This is a genomic window from Clostridioides sp. LIBA-7678, assembly GCF_056716065.1.
Genome location: NZ_CP196987.1, coordinates 2,137,161 through 2,154,863, shown reverse-complemented (window position 1 = coordinate 2,154,863; position 17,703 = coordinate 2,137,161). Strand labels below are relative to the sequence as shown.

Annotated in this window: 14 protein-coding genes; 8 read left to right on the top strand and 6 right to left on the bottom strand. The window is 27.0% G+C overall.

Annotation, left to right across the window (positions count from 1 at the left end; translation table 11 throughout):
- Positions 1-263: 263 nt before the first annotated feature.
- Together ACTG46_RS10410 and ACTG46_RS10405 are read left to right on the top strand one after the other, a co-directional pair.
- A complete protein-coding gene (locus ACTG46_RS10410; protein WP_479922739.1) occupies positions 264-1,562 on the top strand; it encodes an acyl-CoA thioesterase/bile acid-CoA:amino acid N-acyltransferase family protein in 1,299 nt (432 codons plus the stop codon).
- 166 nt (positions 1,563-1,728) lie between these two features.
- Positions 1,729-3,120 (top strand): benzoate/H(+) symporter BenE family transporter, encoded by a 1,392-nt coding sequence (locus tag ACTG46_RS10405; RefSeq protein ID WP_054270393.1) that lies wholly within the window; start codon positions 1,729-1,731, stop codon positions 3,118-3,120.
- 56 nt (positions 3,121-3,176) lie between these two features.
- Here ACTG46_RS10405 and ACTG46_RS10400 read toward each other — a convergent pair whose 3' ends face one another.
- The 5 genes from ACTG46_RS10400 to ACTG46_RS10380 form a co-directional block, all read right to left on the bottom strand.
- The gene (locus ACTG46_RS10400; RefSeq protein ID WP_479922738.1) at positions 3,177-5,594 is read right to left on the bottom strand and encodes an FtsX-like permease family protein; all 2,418 of its coding nucleotides are present in this window, start codon (positions 5,592-5,594) and stop codon (positions 3,177-3,179) included.
- 12 nt (positions 5,595-5,606) lie between these two features.
- The gene (locus ACTG46_RS10395) at positions 5,607-6,272 is read right to left on the bottom strand and encodes an ABC transporter ATP-binding protein (protein ID WP_479922737.1); all 666 of its coding nucleotides are present in this window, start codon (positions 6,270-6,272) and stop codon (positions 5,607-5,609) included.
- A gap of 81 nt (positions 6,273-6,353) precedes the next feature.
- Positions 6,354-7,385, bottom strand: a complete 1,032-nt coding sequence (locus tag ACTG46_RS10390; protein ID WP_479922736.1) for a sensor histidine kinase — start codon at positions 7,383-7,385, stop codon at positions 6,354-6,356.
- Entirely contained in the window at positions 7,375-8,061 is a 687-nt protein-coding gene (locus tag ACTG46_RS10385) for a response regulator transcription factor (protein ID WP_407811735.1), read from the bottom strand. Before ACTG46_RS10385 ends, ACTG46_RS10390 begins: the two co-directional genes overlap by 11 nt.
- A 158-nt stretch (positions 8,062-8,219) precedes the next feature.
- Positions 8,220-9,284, bottom strand: coding sequence for a 4Fe-4S dicluster domain-containing protein (locus ACTG46_RS10380; RefSeq protein WP_054270388.1), 1,065 nt, complete (start codon positions 9,282-9,284; stop codon positions 8,220-8,222).
- 292 nt (positions 9,285-9,576) lie between these two features.
- Here ACTG46_RS10380 and ACTG46_RS10375 point away from each other — a divergent pair, with 292 nt between their 5' ends.
- The 5 genes from ACTG46_RS10375 to ACTG46_RS10355 all read left to right on the top strand — a co-directional run bounded on the left by ACTG46_RS10375 (position 9,577) and on the right by ACTG46_RS10355 (position 15,245).
- Positions 9,577-10,224: a TetR/AcrR family transcriptional regulator gene (locus tag ACTG46_RS10375; RefSeq protein ID WP_479922735.1), complete on the top strand. Its 648-nt coding sequence runs from the start codon at positions 9,577-9,579 to the stop codon at positions 10,222-10,224.
- 123 nt (positions 10,225-10,347) lie between these two features.
- Positions 10,348-11,019: a response regulator transcription factor gene (locus ACTG46_RS10370; RefSeq protein ID WP_407813984.1), complete on the top strand. Its 672-nt coding sequence runs from the start codon at positions 10,348-10,350 to the stop codon at positions 11,017-11,019.
- Position 11,020: 1 nt separating this feature from the next.
- The gene (locus ACTG46_RS10365; protein ID WP_479922734.1) at positions 11,021-11,929 is read left to right on the top strand and encodes a sensor histidine kinase; all 909 of its coding nucleotides are present in this window, start codon (positions 11,021-11,023) and stop codon (positions 11,927-11,929) included.
- Between the two features lie 77 nt (positions 11,930-12,006).
- On the top strand, positions 12,007-12,693 hold the full coding sequence (locus tag ACTG46_RS10360) for an ABC transporter ATP-binding protein (protein WP_054270384.1): 687 nt from the start codon (positions 12,007-12,009) through the stop codon (positions 12,691-12,693).
- The gene (locus ACTG46_RS10355) at positions 12,690-15,245 is read left to right on the top strand and encodes an ABC transporter permease (protein WP_479922733.1); all 2,556 of its coding nucleotides are present in this window, start codon (positions 12,690-12,692) and stop codon (positions 15,243-15,245) included. Before ACTG46_RS10360 ends, ACTG46_RS10355 begins: the two co-directional genes overlap by 4 nt.
- Positions 15,246-15,418: 173 nt before the next feature.
- On the opposite strand, the gene ACTG46_RS10350 is transcribed toward ACTG46_RS10355, so the two are convergent.
- Positions 15,419-16,618: a coenzyme F420-0:L-glutamate ligase gene (locus ACTG46_RS10350; protein ID WP_054270382.1), complete on the bottom strand. Its 1,200-nt coding sequence runs from the start codon at positions 16,616-16,618 to the stop codon at positions 15,419-15,421.
- Between the two features lie 118 nt (positions 16,619-16,736).
- Here ACTG46_RS10350 and ACTG46_RS10345 point away from each other — a divergent pair, with 118 nt between their 5' ends.
- Positions 16,737-17,624, top strand: coding sequence for a LysR family transcriptional regulator (locus tag ACTG46_RS10345; RefSeq protein ID WP_054270381.1), 888 nt, complete (start codon positions 16,737-16,739; stop codon positions 17,622-17,624).
- The last annotated feature ends 79 nt before the right edge of the window (positions 17,625-17,703 follow it).

The window sequence follows — 17,703 nt, the reverse complement described above, 5'->3', positions numbered from 1 at the left end:
TAAAAGAGAAACTTGTCAATATAAAATAACATTTATCAAAAACCATTCTTTAGAAAGAGTGGTTTTTATTTATGATGATATTAAATAGAGAGAGTATATTAGTGATAATTTAAAATGAATAAAAAGACATCATATTGACAAAGAGTTGATGAGTTGATACAATAAAATAGTCAATATGATGTCTTAATTTAGAGGATTCATATTACATTGGATAAAGTTATTTTAAATATATAAATCACTAATATTATAAGGAGAAATGGATTATGAAAGTAAATGTATACAATTTAGAATCGTTTGTAGATGAAAGACTTAAAATTATAGTTTCAGATTTAACTCCAAATACTAAACTTAAAGTAAGCATGAAAATGGAATTTCCATGGTGTAAGGGAGAAGAATTCTCTTCTTATGGAGTATTTTCTTCAAATGAAAAGGGAGAAGTAGATTTAGATTCAGTTGAACCTATAGAAGGTACTTATAAAAATCCTGACTGTATGGGATTAATTTATTCGCTGGAAAAATCTAAAACTGAAGGTAATAATTTTGCAGAAAATATATCTATAGATAAGCCAATAATCATGAATATGATATTTGAATCTTCTAATGAAAGAAAAGAAGTTAAACTGAAAAGACTATTTAAATCACATGATATTACTACAAAATACATATCTGATGAATTTATAGGAAAATTATTTTATAAACAAAATTCTAATAATAAAACAATTCTAATGTTGGGTGGTTCTGATGGGAGTTTAGATGCTCTAGACCTTTTAGCAGCTCCACTTGCATCTAGGGGATTCAATGTACTAACAGTTGCTTATTTTGCCTTAGAGGGTCTACCAGATAAATTAGAAGAAGTTCCATTAGAATATTTTGAAAAAGTATTTAAATGGATTAGTGAAAATGAAATTACTAATACTAAAGAAATCTTTATTCATGGAACATCAAAGGGTGGAGAGTTAGCACTTTTACTTGCCTCAAAATATGAACAGATTAAAAAAGTTGTAGTATCAGCTCCACATACTTATTGTTTCCAAGCTCTTAATGGATTGGAGAATGGAAAAGATACTTCATCATGGTCGTATAAAGGGGAACCATTTTCATATATCCACTTAGATGATGATATCTTTCTTGAAGAACAAAAGAAAGATATCTCAAAAGGAATTCCATTTGGATTTGCCAATTCTTATAAAAAAAATCTTGAAAGAGCGAATAATAGAAATGAAGCTAGAATAAGAATAGAAAATTCCAAAGCAGACATACTTATGATTGCTGGGAAAAAAGATAATATATGGAATAGTTATGATGCTTGTTTAGAGGCATTAAAAATACTTAAAGAAAACAATTATCCATGTAAAGTAGAATTATTAACATATAATAATATGGGGCATCCATTACCAATTCCATATGTTATACCTTTAAAAGAGACCTTATGTATGAATGTAGGTGGAGGTATCTTTTCTTCAGGAGGAACGATAGAAGGAAATACACAAGGGCAATTTGAATCATGGAAAAGAACCATTGAGTTTTATAAAGAGCCTTTATCAAGTGATATAAACAAATAAAAATGAAGATGTCTTTCCATATATGCACAAAATCTATCAATTTTATAAATTTAATTTATTGTTTATGCAATTTGCATGTTATATACTAGTTTTAACGACATTGATAATTTATAAACAATTATAAGGTTGTAAATTTATAAGAGTTATCGAAAGGTGGAGTGAAATTATGGAAAGACTCACTAGAATAGAGCAACCTCATATAAAATTTGGATTGTTCAAGATACGAATTCCATTTATACATTACAGGTTTGAGAAACCAGAAGCTATTCAAGGAATAATATCAAGTATGACAAGTTTAGGAACTATTGGTCTTAGTACACAAATTTTGGGATTACCTTATGAAGTAGCATGGAGTATGGCTATAATCAACTCCATATTATACTGCTTACATGTTTTTATGGGAGACCCAGTTGTACCTGGTTGGATTACGGCTTCTATAACTCTTACAACTGCATATTTGTTAAAGTTTAGCATGGGCATTGAAAGAATACAAGCATTAACAGCTTTACAAATAGATTTAGGAATCATATTTATTTTGATGGGAATAACTGGAGTAGCTGGAAAGTTAGTTAGTAAAATACCAAATTCTATTAAAGGTGGGATATTAATGGGTGTTGGTATCTCTACTGTAATATCAGAATTTAGTCCTAAAGGTAGATTTGATTCTTATCCAATAGCTATAACAGTAGGAATTTTGGTTGCCTGTTTTGTAATGTTTTCTGAAAGATTTGACACTTTAAAAGTTAAAAATAAATTTCTATTTCATTTAGGAGAATATGGAGTAGTATCAGCTATTTTAGTGAGTTTAATTGTAGGTATATTTAGCAAAGAAATAGGAATTCCTAGTTTGAGTTTTGATAAAATAATTTACATAGTAGACTTAAAAAATTTAATAAATACAGTATCTCCTCTTGGAATAGGTTTTCCAAACATGATGTTATTTATACAAGGGTTACCAATGGCTTTTATGATATATATAATTGCATTTGGTGATTTTATAACAGGTGAAAATTTAGTACTTTCTGAAAGTGAAAACAGAAAAGATGAATATATAGATTTCAATTCAAATAGGTCTAATATTATAAGTGGTATAAGAAATATTGTTATGGCAGTTATTTCTCCATATATACCAATGTGTGGTCCATTAGCTGCGACACTTACTGGAAGTGTTGCTCAAAGATATAAGGTTGGAAAGGAAGCAATGCAGTCCATTTTTAGTGGTATGGGTACATTAGTGTGGGTTTCAGCTATTTTTATATGTTTTTATCCAGTTGCTCAGATTGCTACTCCTCTTATACCATTAGCACTTTCAGTGACACTCTTAGTTCAAGGTTATTTATGTACAAAGTTGTCAATGGAACTATGTAATACTGGTGTAGAGAAGGGATTAATTGGGCTTATGGGAGGTGTGATTGCTGCTAAAGGTGGAACATGGGGACTTGTTGTAGGATTTATACTGTATTTTGTTTTAATCGATTCTAAAAAGAGAAGAGAAAAAGATATTAACTCAACAGAAGATTGTGTATATGAAATATTAGAAAAAAAGAAAAGTATTTAAAGTTAAAATAGGAGTTGCAACTATCTACTGATAGATTAATTGTAACTCCTATTTTTTTATTGAGAGCGCAAGCGTTCTGTAAGTGATTTTTTTTCTATATTTCTTACAAGTAATTCAGTTGTTAAAACTTGTATTCCAATTAATACAAAAGAAAAAATTAAAATAGTAAATATAGAAAAGTTAAAATTAATAAAATCTACTCTAACTACATCTTTTATAAAAGTACAAAGTAAACTTGAACCCAAATAACCTAATAAACTTGAAATACATACAGCTTTAATACTTATATTTAAACCTTCTCTGTAAAGCATATTTCGAAGTTGCTTTTTTGTCATTCCAACAGCTTGAAGTAAAGCAAATTCTCTTTTTCTGATTAAAACACTATTTATTAGAATATTGGTCATATTTAGTATACCAAAACAAGAAATTAAACCAACAAAAATGTATGAAGTTACAACTATATACTTAAATGCTCTAGTAATCATTTTATAATCATCCTCATATGAATAAAGCATTAAACTAGAATGTTCCTGAATGATACTTAGCAACTTTTCTTCAACTTCTTTAGAATATTTTTTATCTACCAAAATAGAAAAATCTAAGCTTGTATTATATGGAGTTAGAGATTCTAAGGTTTTATCCAAAGTAAAAAACATACTACCTGTATTAGAATTATCAATAATTCCTTTAATTTTCATTTGTTTTTTAATAATATTATTTCCACTAAAAATATCAAATGTAACTGTATCTCCAAGTTTTAAATCTAATCCATAGGATTTTGCTCTATACTTATTTACAATTAAATCATCTGAGTTAAGTTTTTTATAATCTGATTTTCCACTTACAATATATTCTTCAAATGATTTTAAAAGTTCAGGTGTAAGACCTTTAATTAAAGTAGTAAATTGTTTTTCATCTTTATCTTTGATAGAAGGTTCTATAAGACTACCTTTAATTGATTTAGATTCAATTACTTTTTTTACTCCATGAATAGATTCAATCTCATTTTTAAGGGAATCTGTTAATGGGTTGTTTTGTTGAATTTGTGTAATGCGTTCATATAAATTATCACTCTTAATGCTAACAAGGTAATTTTCGTTATATACAAATTGTTGTGACAACTGTTTCTTAAAATTTATCGAATTAGCAAGATTAGCAATTGAAATAAATAAAATTCCACTAATACTTAGTGAGATTAATGCAATTAAGTTCTTCTTTTTATTTGACTCAATATTTTTTAAGGCTAAATTTTTAATATTTATATAATTAAAGTTTTTTATTTTTTTTCTAAATTTAATTTCTGTGTATTGCATACCTTCAATAGCAGATATTTTGGAAATAATTCTAGCAGGTTTATGTAGAGAAATTCTAACAGTTAAGTACATTACTAGTGATAAAATTAAGATTATAAATGAATCATCTATTATCTGCCATGCTAATGGTTGAATTACGTAAGCAATTATACACGATATAATGATACCTAATGGAATAAAAACAATCGATAAAAAATTTCCTTGTAGAGAAATAATCTTTTTCAACTGAAAAGAAGTCATTCCTAAAGATTTCAACTTAGCATACATATAAACCGAATTAACAACTGAAACATAAAAAATACTGTATATAACAAAAATACTAGAAAAAAGAATAACTATTCCAACTGCCAAAACTGTAATAACCTGTTCACTATCGATTAAATTTGATTCAATATATTTATCATTTAAGTATATATTATGTTTTTTAATCCCTAAAGAAAAGCCAATATCTTTTAATTGTGCCTTAATTGAAGCTGAATCTTTCTTTGTATTTTCTTCTGACAATTTTACTAATACATCTACATCGTTAGGTCTTGTATCATCAAAATTGCTACTTTTGTTTTGTAAAGATGTAGAAATTGTGTTCTTAAAATAGTCATTTGAAACAACTGTATAATATTGTTTAGCATTATCTTGATAATAATTTTCTAAAAGGCCAACAATAACAAAATCTCTTTGTATTTCTTTATTCGTCATATTATCACGATAAGTTAATTTAATACTGTCTCCAATGTCTTTATTTAAAGAAAGTTGCTGTAAGTATTTTTCTGAAATAGCAATCTCATTTTTATTTGTAGGCATAGTACCTTTCATTGGTTGAAAATTCATAAGTTTGATTGCTATATTATCTGCATAAATAGTTGACATCATATAATCTGTCTTCTTGTTACTGCCAATTAACTTGTATGTTCCTACATCACTAAAATTTTTATCTCGATATAATATGTTTTTTGATTTTTCATTTACAGACTTATATATAGCATGATATGGAGATGAATTAGCTAAATCTACAGAACCATTATATGAAACTAAAGATACTGTTAACAGTAAACATGTAGAAATCATTATAATAATACCTGAAAGAGATGTTTTGAGTTTATTAATTTTCAAATCATTTAAAGCTATTTTTCTTATAAAAGCACAATTGTTATTTTTAAACATATATTACACCTCCTAATTATCAATTTTTCCATCTTCAATGCGAATAATTCTATCAGTTAGTTGAGCAATTTCATTATTGTGAGTAATCATTACAATTGTTTGATTGAATTTTTCACTTGTCATTTTCAGTAAAGCTAACACATCTGTACTCGTTTTACTATCAAGATTACCTGTTGGTTCGTCTGCTAGTATAATAGCAGGTTTTGTTACAAGTGCCCTAGCTATAGCAACACGTTGTTGTTGTCCTCCAGAAAGATTGCTTGGTATATCATATAGTTTTTCTTCTAGAGAAAGCATGCTTATAATTTCATGTATAAAATCTTTATCTATCGTCTCTCCATCTAATCCTATTGGTAAAATAATATTCTCATATACATTAAGCAAAGGAACAAGATTATAATTTTGAAATATAAAACCTATGTTTCTACGTCTAAAAATTGTAAGTTGTTCGTCAGCCATATTTGATAATTCTTTACCTCTTATAACAACCTTTCCAGATGTAGGATTATCTAATCCTCCCATCATATTTAATAATGTTGATTTACCACTTCCAGATGTACCTACAATAGAGATAAACTCACCTTTCTCAATAGATAAACTTACACCATCGAGAGCTTTTGTAATATTTGAATTTTCACCATAATATTTCTTCAAATCAATTACTTGTAAAATACTCATCATAAAACCTCCTTAATATATTATAAGAACAGTATAAAATCAAAATGTTGCAGAATTATCACAAATAAAATATTTAAAGAGCTATTTATTTGGTAAGAATATAGAAAATGTAGCCCCTTTTCCAGTATCTGATGTAACTTTAATATATCCACCTTGAAGAGATATAATTTTTCTTGAAAGATATAGACCTATTCCAATACCATCTATATCATGTACATCTTCCTCACGATAGAATCTTTTAAATATTTCTGCTTGATGACTTTCTGATATTCCTTTTCCATTATCAGTGATATCTATTTTGGTGTACATAACCCAACATTCTGTAGATACATGTATTTTCCCATTAGCATTCGTGTATTTTACTGCATTATCCAATATATTAAAAATAGCTTCAGAAGTCCATTTTTTATCATGAACTATATATAAATTAGGGTCACAATCGACTGTAACTTCAATGTTCTTTTTTTCAGCATCAAATAAAATTCCACTAAGTGCTATAGCAATTGTTTCATAAATTAAATTTTTCTTTTTAGATAGTGTAATTATACCTGTTTCTAATCTAGATGTTTTCACCATAGACTGCATCAAAAAATCTAATTTATCTAATTGACCTTCCATATCCATCAAAAACTCATTTTGAATTTCTGTTTTAAATTTTTGATTGAGTAGAGTAGTATTAATCATCTTTAAATTTGCAATAGGAGTTTTAATTTGGTGAGATATATCAGAAACTAATTCTTGTAAGTTAGCTTTTTCCATAGCAACATTATGACGATTTTCTTGAATAACTTCATACATTCTAACTAATCTATGATTGATACGTGATAAAATAGTTTCTTCTTCTAATACAATTTCAATATTGTCTTCACTATTCATCATACTATCTAAAGTATGACATATTTCAGAACAAAACATAGTTATTTTTTTATGAAGTAAAAATACTATTAGGGCCATAAATCCACAAAGTATTATTGTATATATTAATAATAATACAACTAGTTTTATATCATCAGTTATTACATAAATTACTATACTAAATAGAATGGCTGTAAAAATTAGACCAATGGCAATTGTTAAATAAATAGAGCTAAAAGAAAATTTTTTAAATTTCATTTCTTTCACCCAACCACATATACCCCATACCATATACTGTTTTAATATATTGAAAATTATCCTTTTCAATCTTACTTCTAATTCTACTTATAACAGATGTTAAAGTATGTTCATCTACAAAGTTAGCATCTATATCCCAGAGTTTTTCTAAAAGTATTTTTCTTGTTAATATGTTTTTAGGATTTTCAGTAAATAGCTTCAATGTACGAAATTCTAATGGAGTAAATATAATTTGATTTCCATTTATGTTGGCTGATAGCTCAGAAAAGTTAATTTCAAGATATCCATCATCATAGCAATCTTGTTTTGTTTTTATTGTAATATGATTTAAAAGAGCTTTTACTTTCTGCTTAAATACATTTATATTAAAGGGTTTTGTTATATAATCTAAAGCTCCAAGCTCATAACCTTTAATCATATCGTATTCCATATCATTAGCTGTTAAAAAAATTATTGGTATATCACAATTCATCTTAATTTCTTTACATAATTCAAATCCACTCTTATCTGGTAAATTAACATCTAAAATGATTAAGTCGAATTTATACTCCATAATAGACTTTAATGCAGAAATAGCTGTAAATTTTGAAGTAATCAAATATCCATCTTCTGTTAGGTTATATGACAGAGTTTTATTTAATATAGTATCATCTTCCACAATCAATATCTTTTCCATATATATACTCCTTTTATGTTTGACATTTTATAAGGTCAATTATAAATTTAAAATATTGCTGAATTGTTATAATCAAGAAAAAATCCTTTATAATCTATGTATTTAATAAAAAATCTGTCCTATAATTCATCATAGGACAGACTCTTGACTAAGTAGAACTATTTTAACCAAGAAGGGTTGCCAGGTACAAATATTCTTTTACCAAATTTTGAAGTATACTCATCTAAAGCTTTTTCAATAAGTTCATTATTACCCTTAAAAGAAGTGGTATTTTTTATAGTTTCAAGATTTTGGCTGAATGGGCAAGCAGATATACACATACCACAATCTGTACCTAAATATCTCCATTTAATATAACATGTTTCATGTTCAATTACCCAATTATACTTTCCATCATCACTAATCTTAATATCATTAGAAAGTGAGTGAGAAGGACAGTTAAAAGAACATTTTTTACAGACCTTGCAAAAATCTTCTAATCCAAAATCAACATATTCATCTTCTAAAAGTGGAATATCTGTAGTAACAACACCTAATCTAAGTCTAGAACCATAATCTTTATTTGTAAGAATAGCATTTCTTCCTATATCGCCCAGACCAGCATCACGAGCTATAAAAACAGGCATTACTAAATAGTTAGCATCCATATGATTTCTGGCATCATATCCTAAGTTTCTTATGTAGTAACTTAAAATCATTCCAACAATAGAAGCATCTACATAACACTTTGATGTTTCTATAACTTCACATATCATTGGTGCTCTATTTATCATTTCTTTATCCATTTCACATCCAAATACAATAGCATACTTGTGAGTCAGATTAACTTCTTCTCCATAATTTTCTTCATGTCTTCCCCTATTTGTATAAATATGATAGTCTTTTAATTTAGTTATACCAACTACAGAAGCACCATATTGCTTTGCAAAACCTTTTATTTTTTTTGTCATTGATTTTGCATCTACGTCTACTTTTGTGTCAGAAACATTTCCTTCACATAAGGATTTTATATCAGATAAAAAATCAAATGCACTACTTGCCATTGGAGAGTTTACTTTGTTGTAAGTCATTGTTCCTTCGCTACATAAGTTTGGTCTGCTTCTTATACTATCATCAATTTCTTTTTTCTCAGGATTTTGCTTATAATAGTCATTATAAGCAGTACTATCCTTTTTATAATTTGCCCTTGCAAACATAGTATTTCTTTCATCAACCCTTTTCATCTCTATTCCCCCTAGTAAAAATATACTTAAAAAATATATCATTATTGTTGTATAATTTAATTATATAAGAACAACGTTGTATTTTCAATTTAAGTGTAGTTAAATTGAGAAATGTATAACTACATAATTAATTATAATATTTTTATAAGGAAATTATATTAATATTAAAAAAATTAGGAGTAAATACGTTTTGTTGTCTTTAAATGGAGTGTGTTGACATATTGTAAAGAATCTTATTATAATTAATGTACTAATGATTAGTATAAACTAATAAAGAAAGAAGTGAATTTATATGTCAAGAAATAAATACTCTAATAAAATAAAAACTCAGATACTAGAAGTCGCATGGAAAATATTTGAAGAGCAAGATTATGATGATGTAACTATGCAACAAATCGTTGATACTCTTGATATATCTAAAGAGGCTGTGTATTATCATTTTAAAGACAAGGAAATGCTATTTGAAGAGATAGTATTAAATAGTTTAAGAGTAGAAGTTGAAAATCTAAAGTCATTATTAAACAATCCTAAGTTAACTGTTAGAGAAAAAGTGTCTGAATTTATTTTATATATATCTAGTTCAGAAATAAGAAAAAAATTGATTGATTATATGTGCAGTCAAAAAAAACCAACTTTTTTTATAAAGAATATACGAGCATCTACCATTGAAATAACTCCTTTATTATCTTGTCTAATAAAGCAAGGCGTAGAAGAAGGTATTTTTAAAACAGATTATCCAGATGAAGTATCTGAAGTATTCATAATTTTAATTAATATTTGGCTAGACCCAATATTATTTAGAGATAGTACAGAAAAATATTTCAAGCGTATTGAATTTTTAGCTGAGTTTTTAAGTGCAAGTGGTGTACCTATTATAACTGATGATAATTTAGATTCAATCAAAATGTTTTATGAGGCATATTCTAAGAATGAAGAGTAAGTACAAGATATAAGACTGTAACTAGATTTGAAAAACAAATTTAATTACAGTCTTTTTAGTGAAATAAATGTATATTAAAACTATAACAAGACAAAAATAATTGAAATTTAAAGGAGTGTAAAATTGAACTTATTAATTATTGAGGATGATATAAACTTAAACGAAGGCCTTTTTTATGCGTTTAAAAGTGATGGATTTAATGTATTTAAGGCTTACACAGTACAAGAAGGATTGCATGTATTTAATAATAAAAATATAGACCTTATAATTTTGGACTGTAATCTCCCAGATGGAAATGGATTTGATGTGTGTAAGTTAATAAGAGAAAAGTCAGATACACCAATTATAATGCTTACTGCAAGAGACTCAGAAATTGACGAGGTAAAAGGATTAGAAATAGGACTTGATGATTACATTACAAAACCATTCTCTTTATCTGTATTAAAGGCAAGGGTTAAAGTAGCAATAAGAAAAAAATTAAATAATAAAGTAATATATTCTAATGGAATAAAATTGGACCAAAACTTACTTAGAGTATATAAAAATGAAGAATGTTTAGAACTTAGCTCTGTAGAATATAAGCTTCTAAGTTACCTAATTGAAAATAAAGGTCAGATATTATTAAAGGAACAAATTTTGCATCATATTTGGGATAGTGAAGAAAATTATGTTGATGAGAATATTGTATCTGTAAATATAAGAAGACTTAGAATAAAAGTAGAAGATAATCCCTCTAATCCAAAATATATAAAAACAGCTTATGGAATGGGGTATCTATGGAACGAGGTAGAATAAGATGTTAGTATTAGCTTTTATGATATGTATAGTAGCTATATGTATCATAATCACTAAAAAAAATCAAAATAGATATGATGAATTGAGCTTAATGTTAAATCAAATATTGGAAGGTAAAGAAGTTACTTATTCAGATACTAAAGATACAAGATTATCAAAAATTTCTCACCAAGTAAAAAAAGTTAAAGATATGATAGAAATAGAAGTAGAACAGTCAAAATTAGAAAAAGAAGCAATTAAAAGCTTAATCTCAAATATGTCACATCAATTAAAAACTCCACTTTCAAATATAACTATTTATTGCGAGCTTCTGGAGAATATGAATATTTCTACATCACAGAAAAAGGAGTTTTTACAAAAGATGAAAAATGAAACCTTTAAGATTGATTGGTTATTACAATCTCTATTTAAGATGACTAAATTAGAAGATGGAGTCATTAATTTTGAGGTAGATGAACTATTAATAAAAGATACTATTCTGCAAAGTATTAGTACCGTTTTTAATAAAGCAGAAGCTAAAAATATAAGGATAAGTCTAGAACCATTTTCAGATGTAAAGCTAGTCCATAATAAAAAGTGGACTATAGAAGCAATTGTAAATGTATTAGAAAATGCAATAAAATACTCACCATCAAATAGTGTAATTACTGTCTCTATAATAAAAATGGAATTGTATACTAAAATCATTATTAAAGATGAAGGAATAGGCATTGATAGTAAAGAGTTAAATGATATTTTTAAAAGGTTTTATAGAAGCAAGAATGTAGAAAATCAAAATGGAACAGGGATTGGTCTATATCTTGCAAGGTTAATTTTAGAAAAAGAAAATGGGAATATTATAGTAGAATCTAAGTTAGGAAATGGAAGTTGTTTTAGTATCTTCTTACAAAACTGTAAGAGTTTAAATTAACTTTGTAGGATGAGTGTAATTATCGTCATTTACAATATCTTATAAGAACATATATCTGTACTGAAAGGAGAAATTAAATGAGTATATTAATGACGAATAATTTAGTAAAACACTATGGAAAAGATGAGACTAAAGTCAAAGCTTTAAATGGAGTAAGCATAGAAATTGAACGAGCTACGTTTACTGCTATAGTTGGAACTTCTGGTTCTGGTAAAAGCACATTATTAAACATTATAGGTGGATTAGATAATCCAACATCAGGTGATGTAATAATTAAAGGAAAGAATATATCTAAAATAGGAAAAAAAGATTTAACAGTATTTAGAAGAAGAAATATAGGGTTTATATTTCAAAACTACAGTTTAATACCAGTACTGAACACTTATGATAATATAACTCTTCCTGTTACATTAGATAGAGGAAATAATGTAGACCATGAATATATTGAAATGTTGATGAATACATTGGGGATTTGGGATAAGCGTCTAAAGTTTCCAAATGAGCTTTCTGGTGGACAGCAACAAAGAGTAGCAATTGCTAGGGCTTTAGCAAATAAACCTGCACTTATATTAGCAGATGAACCAACTGGAAATCTTGATAGTAAAACCACAATGGAAGTAGTATGTTTATTAAAAGAAAGTAGTGCAAAATTTCATCAAACGATACTGATGGTAACACATAATGAAAATATAGCACAAGTATGTGATTCAATTATACATATTGAAGATGGAATTGTAGTAAATAATGGTGGTGGAGTACTATGATGTCTTTGATAAAGTTTGCAATTCAATATATTAAACATTATAAAAAACAATCTAGATCTATATTTTTAAGCATAGTATTATCAGTAGCACTCTTAACAGGAATTGGTTCTCTAGTTCATAGTGCAAATAAAAGTGCAATCGAAAAAATAAGGGAAGATAGTGGAAATTATCATTTTTACTATAAAGTAAACGAGAAACAACTAAAAAAAATTAAAGAAAATAAAAAATCAAAAAAATACACTATAGATAAACTTGGAGTTACAAATGCTAAATCTCATATAGATGAACCTTTTATTATAGAATTTTTAAATGCAGATTCATCATACCTAGATATGACAGGTAGAAAATTATTGCAAGGAAGTCTTCCTAGTAAAGATGGAGAGATAGCTTTTGACACATATTCACTAAATAATTTAAATGTAAAAAAAGAGATTGGAACGACAATTAAATTAGATGGTAAAACTTATAAATTATGTGGTATTTTATCAAATCTTACAAATCCCAAAACTGATATGCAAGGATTTGTAAATGATTATTCACAACCTAAAGAAAATAATTCTTATTTAGTTTATGTAAAGTATGATGAAAATAAAAATATAAATAAGCAAAACTCTAAATTTATAAAAAAATTCAATATATCAAAAGAAAACGCTCGTGTAAATTGGCACTTATCAATTGAATTTGGAGTAAAGCCTCCAAAAGGCATAGAAAAATATAATATATTTGAGTTCTTAAAAAATCTAGAGCTAAATACAAATGCAATTATCTTACTTGTTGGAGTATTTGGCGCAGCAGCAGTATATAGTATTTTCCACGTTTCAATACTTCAGAGAATATCACAATATGGAGTTTTAGAAGTATTAGGTGCCAATAATAAACAACTCTTATTCTTACTATTTTTAGAGTTATTTTTACTTTTTATTATTGGATTTCCTATAGGTTGTATATTGGGTATTGGAGTAGCATCTACAATATATGAACGATTTCCACATATATTTTTGAGCAGTGATATTACTCCAGGAGCATTTTTTATAAGCGAAAAATCTATTTATTTGGGATTCTTATTTATTTTATTACTGTTAATTATAATTACTGTGCGTGTTGTACATCAATTAAATAAATATTCTAGTATAGAATCCATGAAAAATTTTAAGGTCACTAATAAGCAAAAAAGGACTTTAGAAAGTGTAAGACATTCTAATATGACAAAGGTACTATCTCATAAATACATGACTCAAAAAAAAGGAATGTTTGTGGGTATTTTATTTTCATTGTCACTTGGTGGGATTATTTTCCTATGTTCCAGTTACTCTATACAGCTTACTAAAAATAATAATGAACTCACAATGAAAGCTGATGATGGTTTAAATTCTGACTACCAAGTAACTATGCAAACAACAGATTTTGATATAGGTATACCTAAAGGTAAAATTTCAAGACTCAATGAGGTTGAGGGAGTATCACGAGTTTATCCAGTAAAGTATTTGTTTGGAGCTATACAAATTAAAGAAAAACAATTATTTTGGAAAAACTTCTTTAAACCTCTTGAGAAAGATTATAGAATAAAGAATTTTTTTAATGGTATTTGTACAAAACAAAGCGAAGGTGGATACCTTTTAAAAACCAATATATATGGATATAACAATGGAATGTTAGAAGGGCTAAATTCTTATGTCATAGATGGAAAAGTTAATCATGACGATATGGTCAAAAATAATAAAGTTATAGTTAGATTACCTATGGATGGGACTGGTATGTATGATGCAGTGGATATAAAACCAGGAAATACAATAAAGGTTAAAGTACCAAAAACAATGAAACCAACAGGTGAAATTGTTAAATTTAAAGAAGAAAATAAGGATGATTATGTAACAAAAGAATTTGTAGTTGCTGCTACTGTAAAACGTGTAATGGCTAATAACATATATTTTATTGGCGACTATGGTATGGATATAGTTATGACAAATGAACAAATGAAGAATAACTTTAATATTGAAAATTACAATTCAGTAAGTATAAAAAAGACAAAAGAAAGTAATAGCGTAGAGTTGTCTGAAAATATAAAAAGTGTTGTAAATAATATAAAGAGATGTATAGTAACAGACTATACCATAGCTATTGAAAAAAATAATACCTATTTAAATCAAAAACTTTTATTTATATATGGTATTGTATTTGTACTTCTAGCAATAAGTCTGTTTCATATTATCAATACAGTAAGTTACTTAGTTTTTTCAAGAAGACATGAATTTGGGATTTTAAGAGCTATGGGTATTACGGATAATAGGTTTTTACTTATGATGATGAGAGAAGGTTTCTTATATGGATTATATGCAAGTATTATAATGATAATTGGAAGTATTATTGGACAATTTATGATTTATTTTATGGTAAAACGCATATATTTATATATAAATCCAATCTTTGAAGTAAATGCACCTCTCTATATAGGCATGATTGTTTTAAATATTATTATCAGCATCGTTGCAGTTATTATTCCAGTAAAGCAAATTTTAAAAAATGATATTATATCAGAAATAAGCAAGAGCTAGAATTGTATAAATCTAAATAAGAATGTTTATATAATCTAAAAATGCCTTAGAGTTAGTCATTTCTAGAGCCATTAAATAAACCTCTTAATTGATACATAGAAAAATGTATCAATTAAGAGGTTTTAATAAATTTTAAATTTAATATAGAGAAATAAAATCCTCTTTTAAAAAAATTATTTTGTATAATTGTCAAAGTATCCTTGTATGTAAATAATAGGAGTACCTTTATCTCCACTTCCAGATGTTAAATCTGCTAAAGAACCTATAAGGTCTGTTAATCTTCTTGGAGTAGTACCTTGAGAAACCATATTTCCTGTTAAATCATCAGATTTATTATCTTTTTCAACTATGTATTTAGAAATAGCTTCTTTTAATTCATCACCAGATAAGTCAGCAAAATCATTATCTGCTAAATATTTTAATTTCACTTCATTTGGAGTTCCTTCTAAACCTTTTGTATAAGCAGGAGATACTACTGGGTCAGCTAACTCCCATATTTTCCCTACAGGGTCTTTAAAAGCTCCATCTCCATAAACCATTACTTCTACATTTTTACCTGTGATTTCTTTTATGTCACCTTGAATTTTGTTTACAACCTCATCACAATTTATAGGGAATAATTTTACTGTTTCTTCTGTAGCTTTGTTTGAACCTAAAAGTCCGTATTGGTCATTATACCCACTACCATCTACACTTGATGTCATTATATCATCAAGAGAATACACTTTTTTAGCACCATTTTGCTTTAAAATTCTCTTTGTTCTTTGTCTTGTATGTATATCACAAGTTAAAATACTTGTTGTATAGTCAAGAATAGTTTTTGGATTATTGGCAAATATAATTTCTACTTCTGCACCACAATCTTTAATTAAATTCTTATAATAATCAACATAATCTACGCCAGTAAATGTATGTTTGTTATATCCAAATAACTCTCTATATTTTTCCTCTGTTAAAACATCTGACCAAGGGTTTATTCCTTTATCATCAAGTTCATCAATACTTATTAAATGGTTTCCAACTTCATCAGAAGGGTAGCTTAACATTAATACAACTTTTCTACATCCTTTTGCAATTCCTTTTAAACATATTGCAAAACGGTTTCTACTTAAAATTGGGAATATAACACCAACAGTATCATCTCCAAATTTATCTTTTACATCTGTCGCAATATTATCAACATGAGCATAATTTCCTTGTGCTCTAGCTACAACAGCTTCTGTAACTGCAATTACATCTTTGTCTCTAACTTCAAAGTTTTCACTTTTTGACGCATTTAAAACAGAATCAACAACTATTTTGACTAAGTCATCTCCTTGTCTTATAATAGGCGCTCTAACCCCTCTTGAAACAGTCCCAACTAATCTATTCATTATTCAAAATCCTCCTAAAGAATTAATATTGTCATATTAGTACCATGTATATTATAATTCAAATATGATTATAAGTAAAATAAATAATACTAATATTTGACATAAGGAGTAATTATATATGAATATAAAACTTGAACTATATAGGATTTTTAATGCAGTTGCAAGTAATAAGAGTTTTTCTCTTGCTGCCAAAGAATTATTTATGTCACAGCCAGCTGTAAGCCAGTCAATAAAACAATTAGAAGAACAATTGGACACTATACTGTTTTATAGAAATAATAAAGGTGTAAAATTAACACCAGAGGGAAAGATTTTAAGTGAACATGTAACTACTGCATTAAAGCTAATAGCATCTGGAGAAGATAGAATAAATAAATTTAAAAAATTAGAATATGGTTCTTTAAAAATAGGAGTAGGAGATACTGCTGCACGTTTTTTCTTATTAAAGTATTTAGAAATCTTTCATAAGAAGTATCCACATATACATGTATCTACAATAAATAGAACAAGTAGAGAACTTATATCTCTACTTAAAGATGGAAATATAGATATAGCAATTATAAATATGCCAATAGAAGATGATTCACTAAATATTGTTGAGTGTATTGAAATACATGATATATTTGTATGTGCAGATGATTACATAGAATATAAAGGTAAAAAAATATCATTAGAAGAATTAAATACATTGCCTTTGATAATGTTGGAAAATAAAGCAAATTCAAGGTTGTATGTAAATGAATATTTTTTATCAAAAGGTATAAAACTAAACCCAGATATAGAATTGGGTTCTCATGAATTACTTTTAGAATTTGCGTACATAAATCTTGGCGTATCTTGTGTTATAGAAGAATTCAGTATAGATTATTTGGAAAGCGAAAAATTATTTAAATTGGATATAAAAGAGCCAATACCTAAGAGAAGTATAGGGTACTGTCATTTAAAGGATATCTCCTTGTCTTTGGCAACGAAAGAATTTTTAAGTATGATTTCAAATAATATGTAATTTAGAATGTATATAACAAGTGTGTTGATATACAAAGTAGATACAAGTTTGTACGTTTGAAAGATTCATATAATAAGCT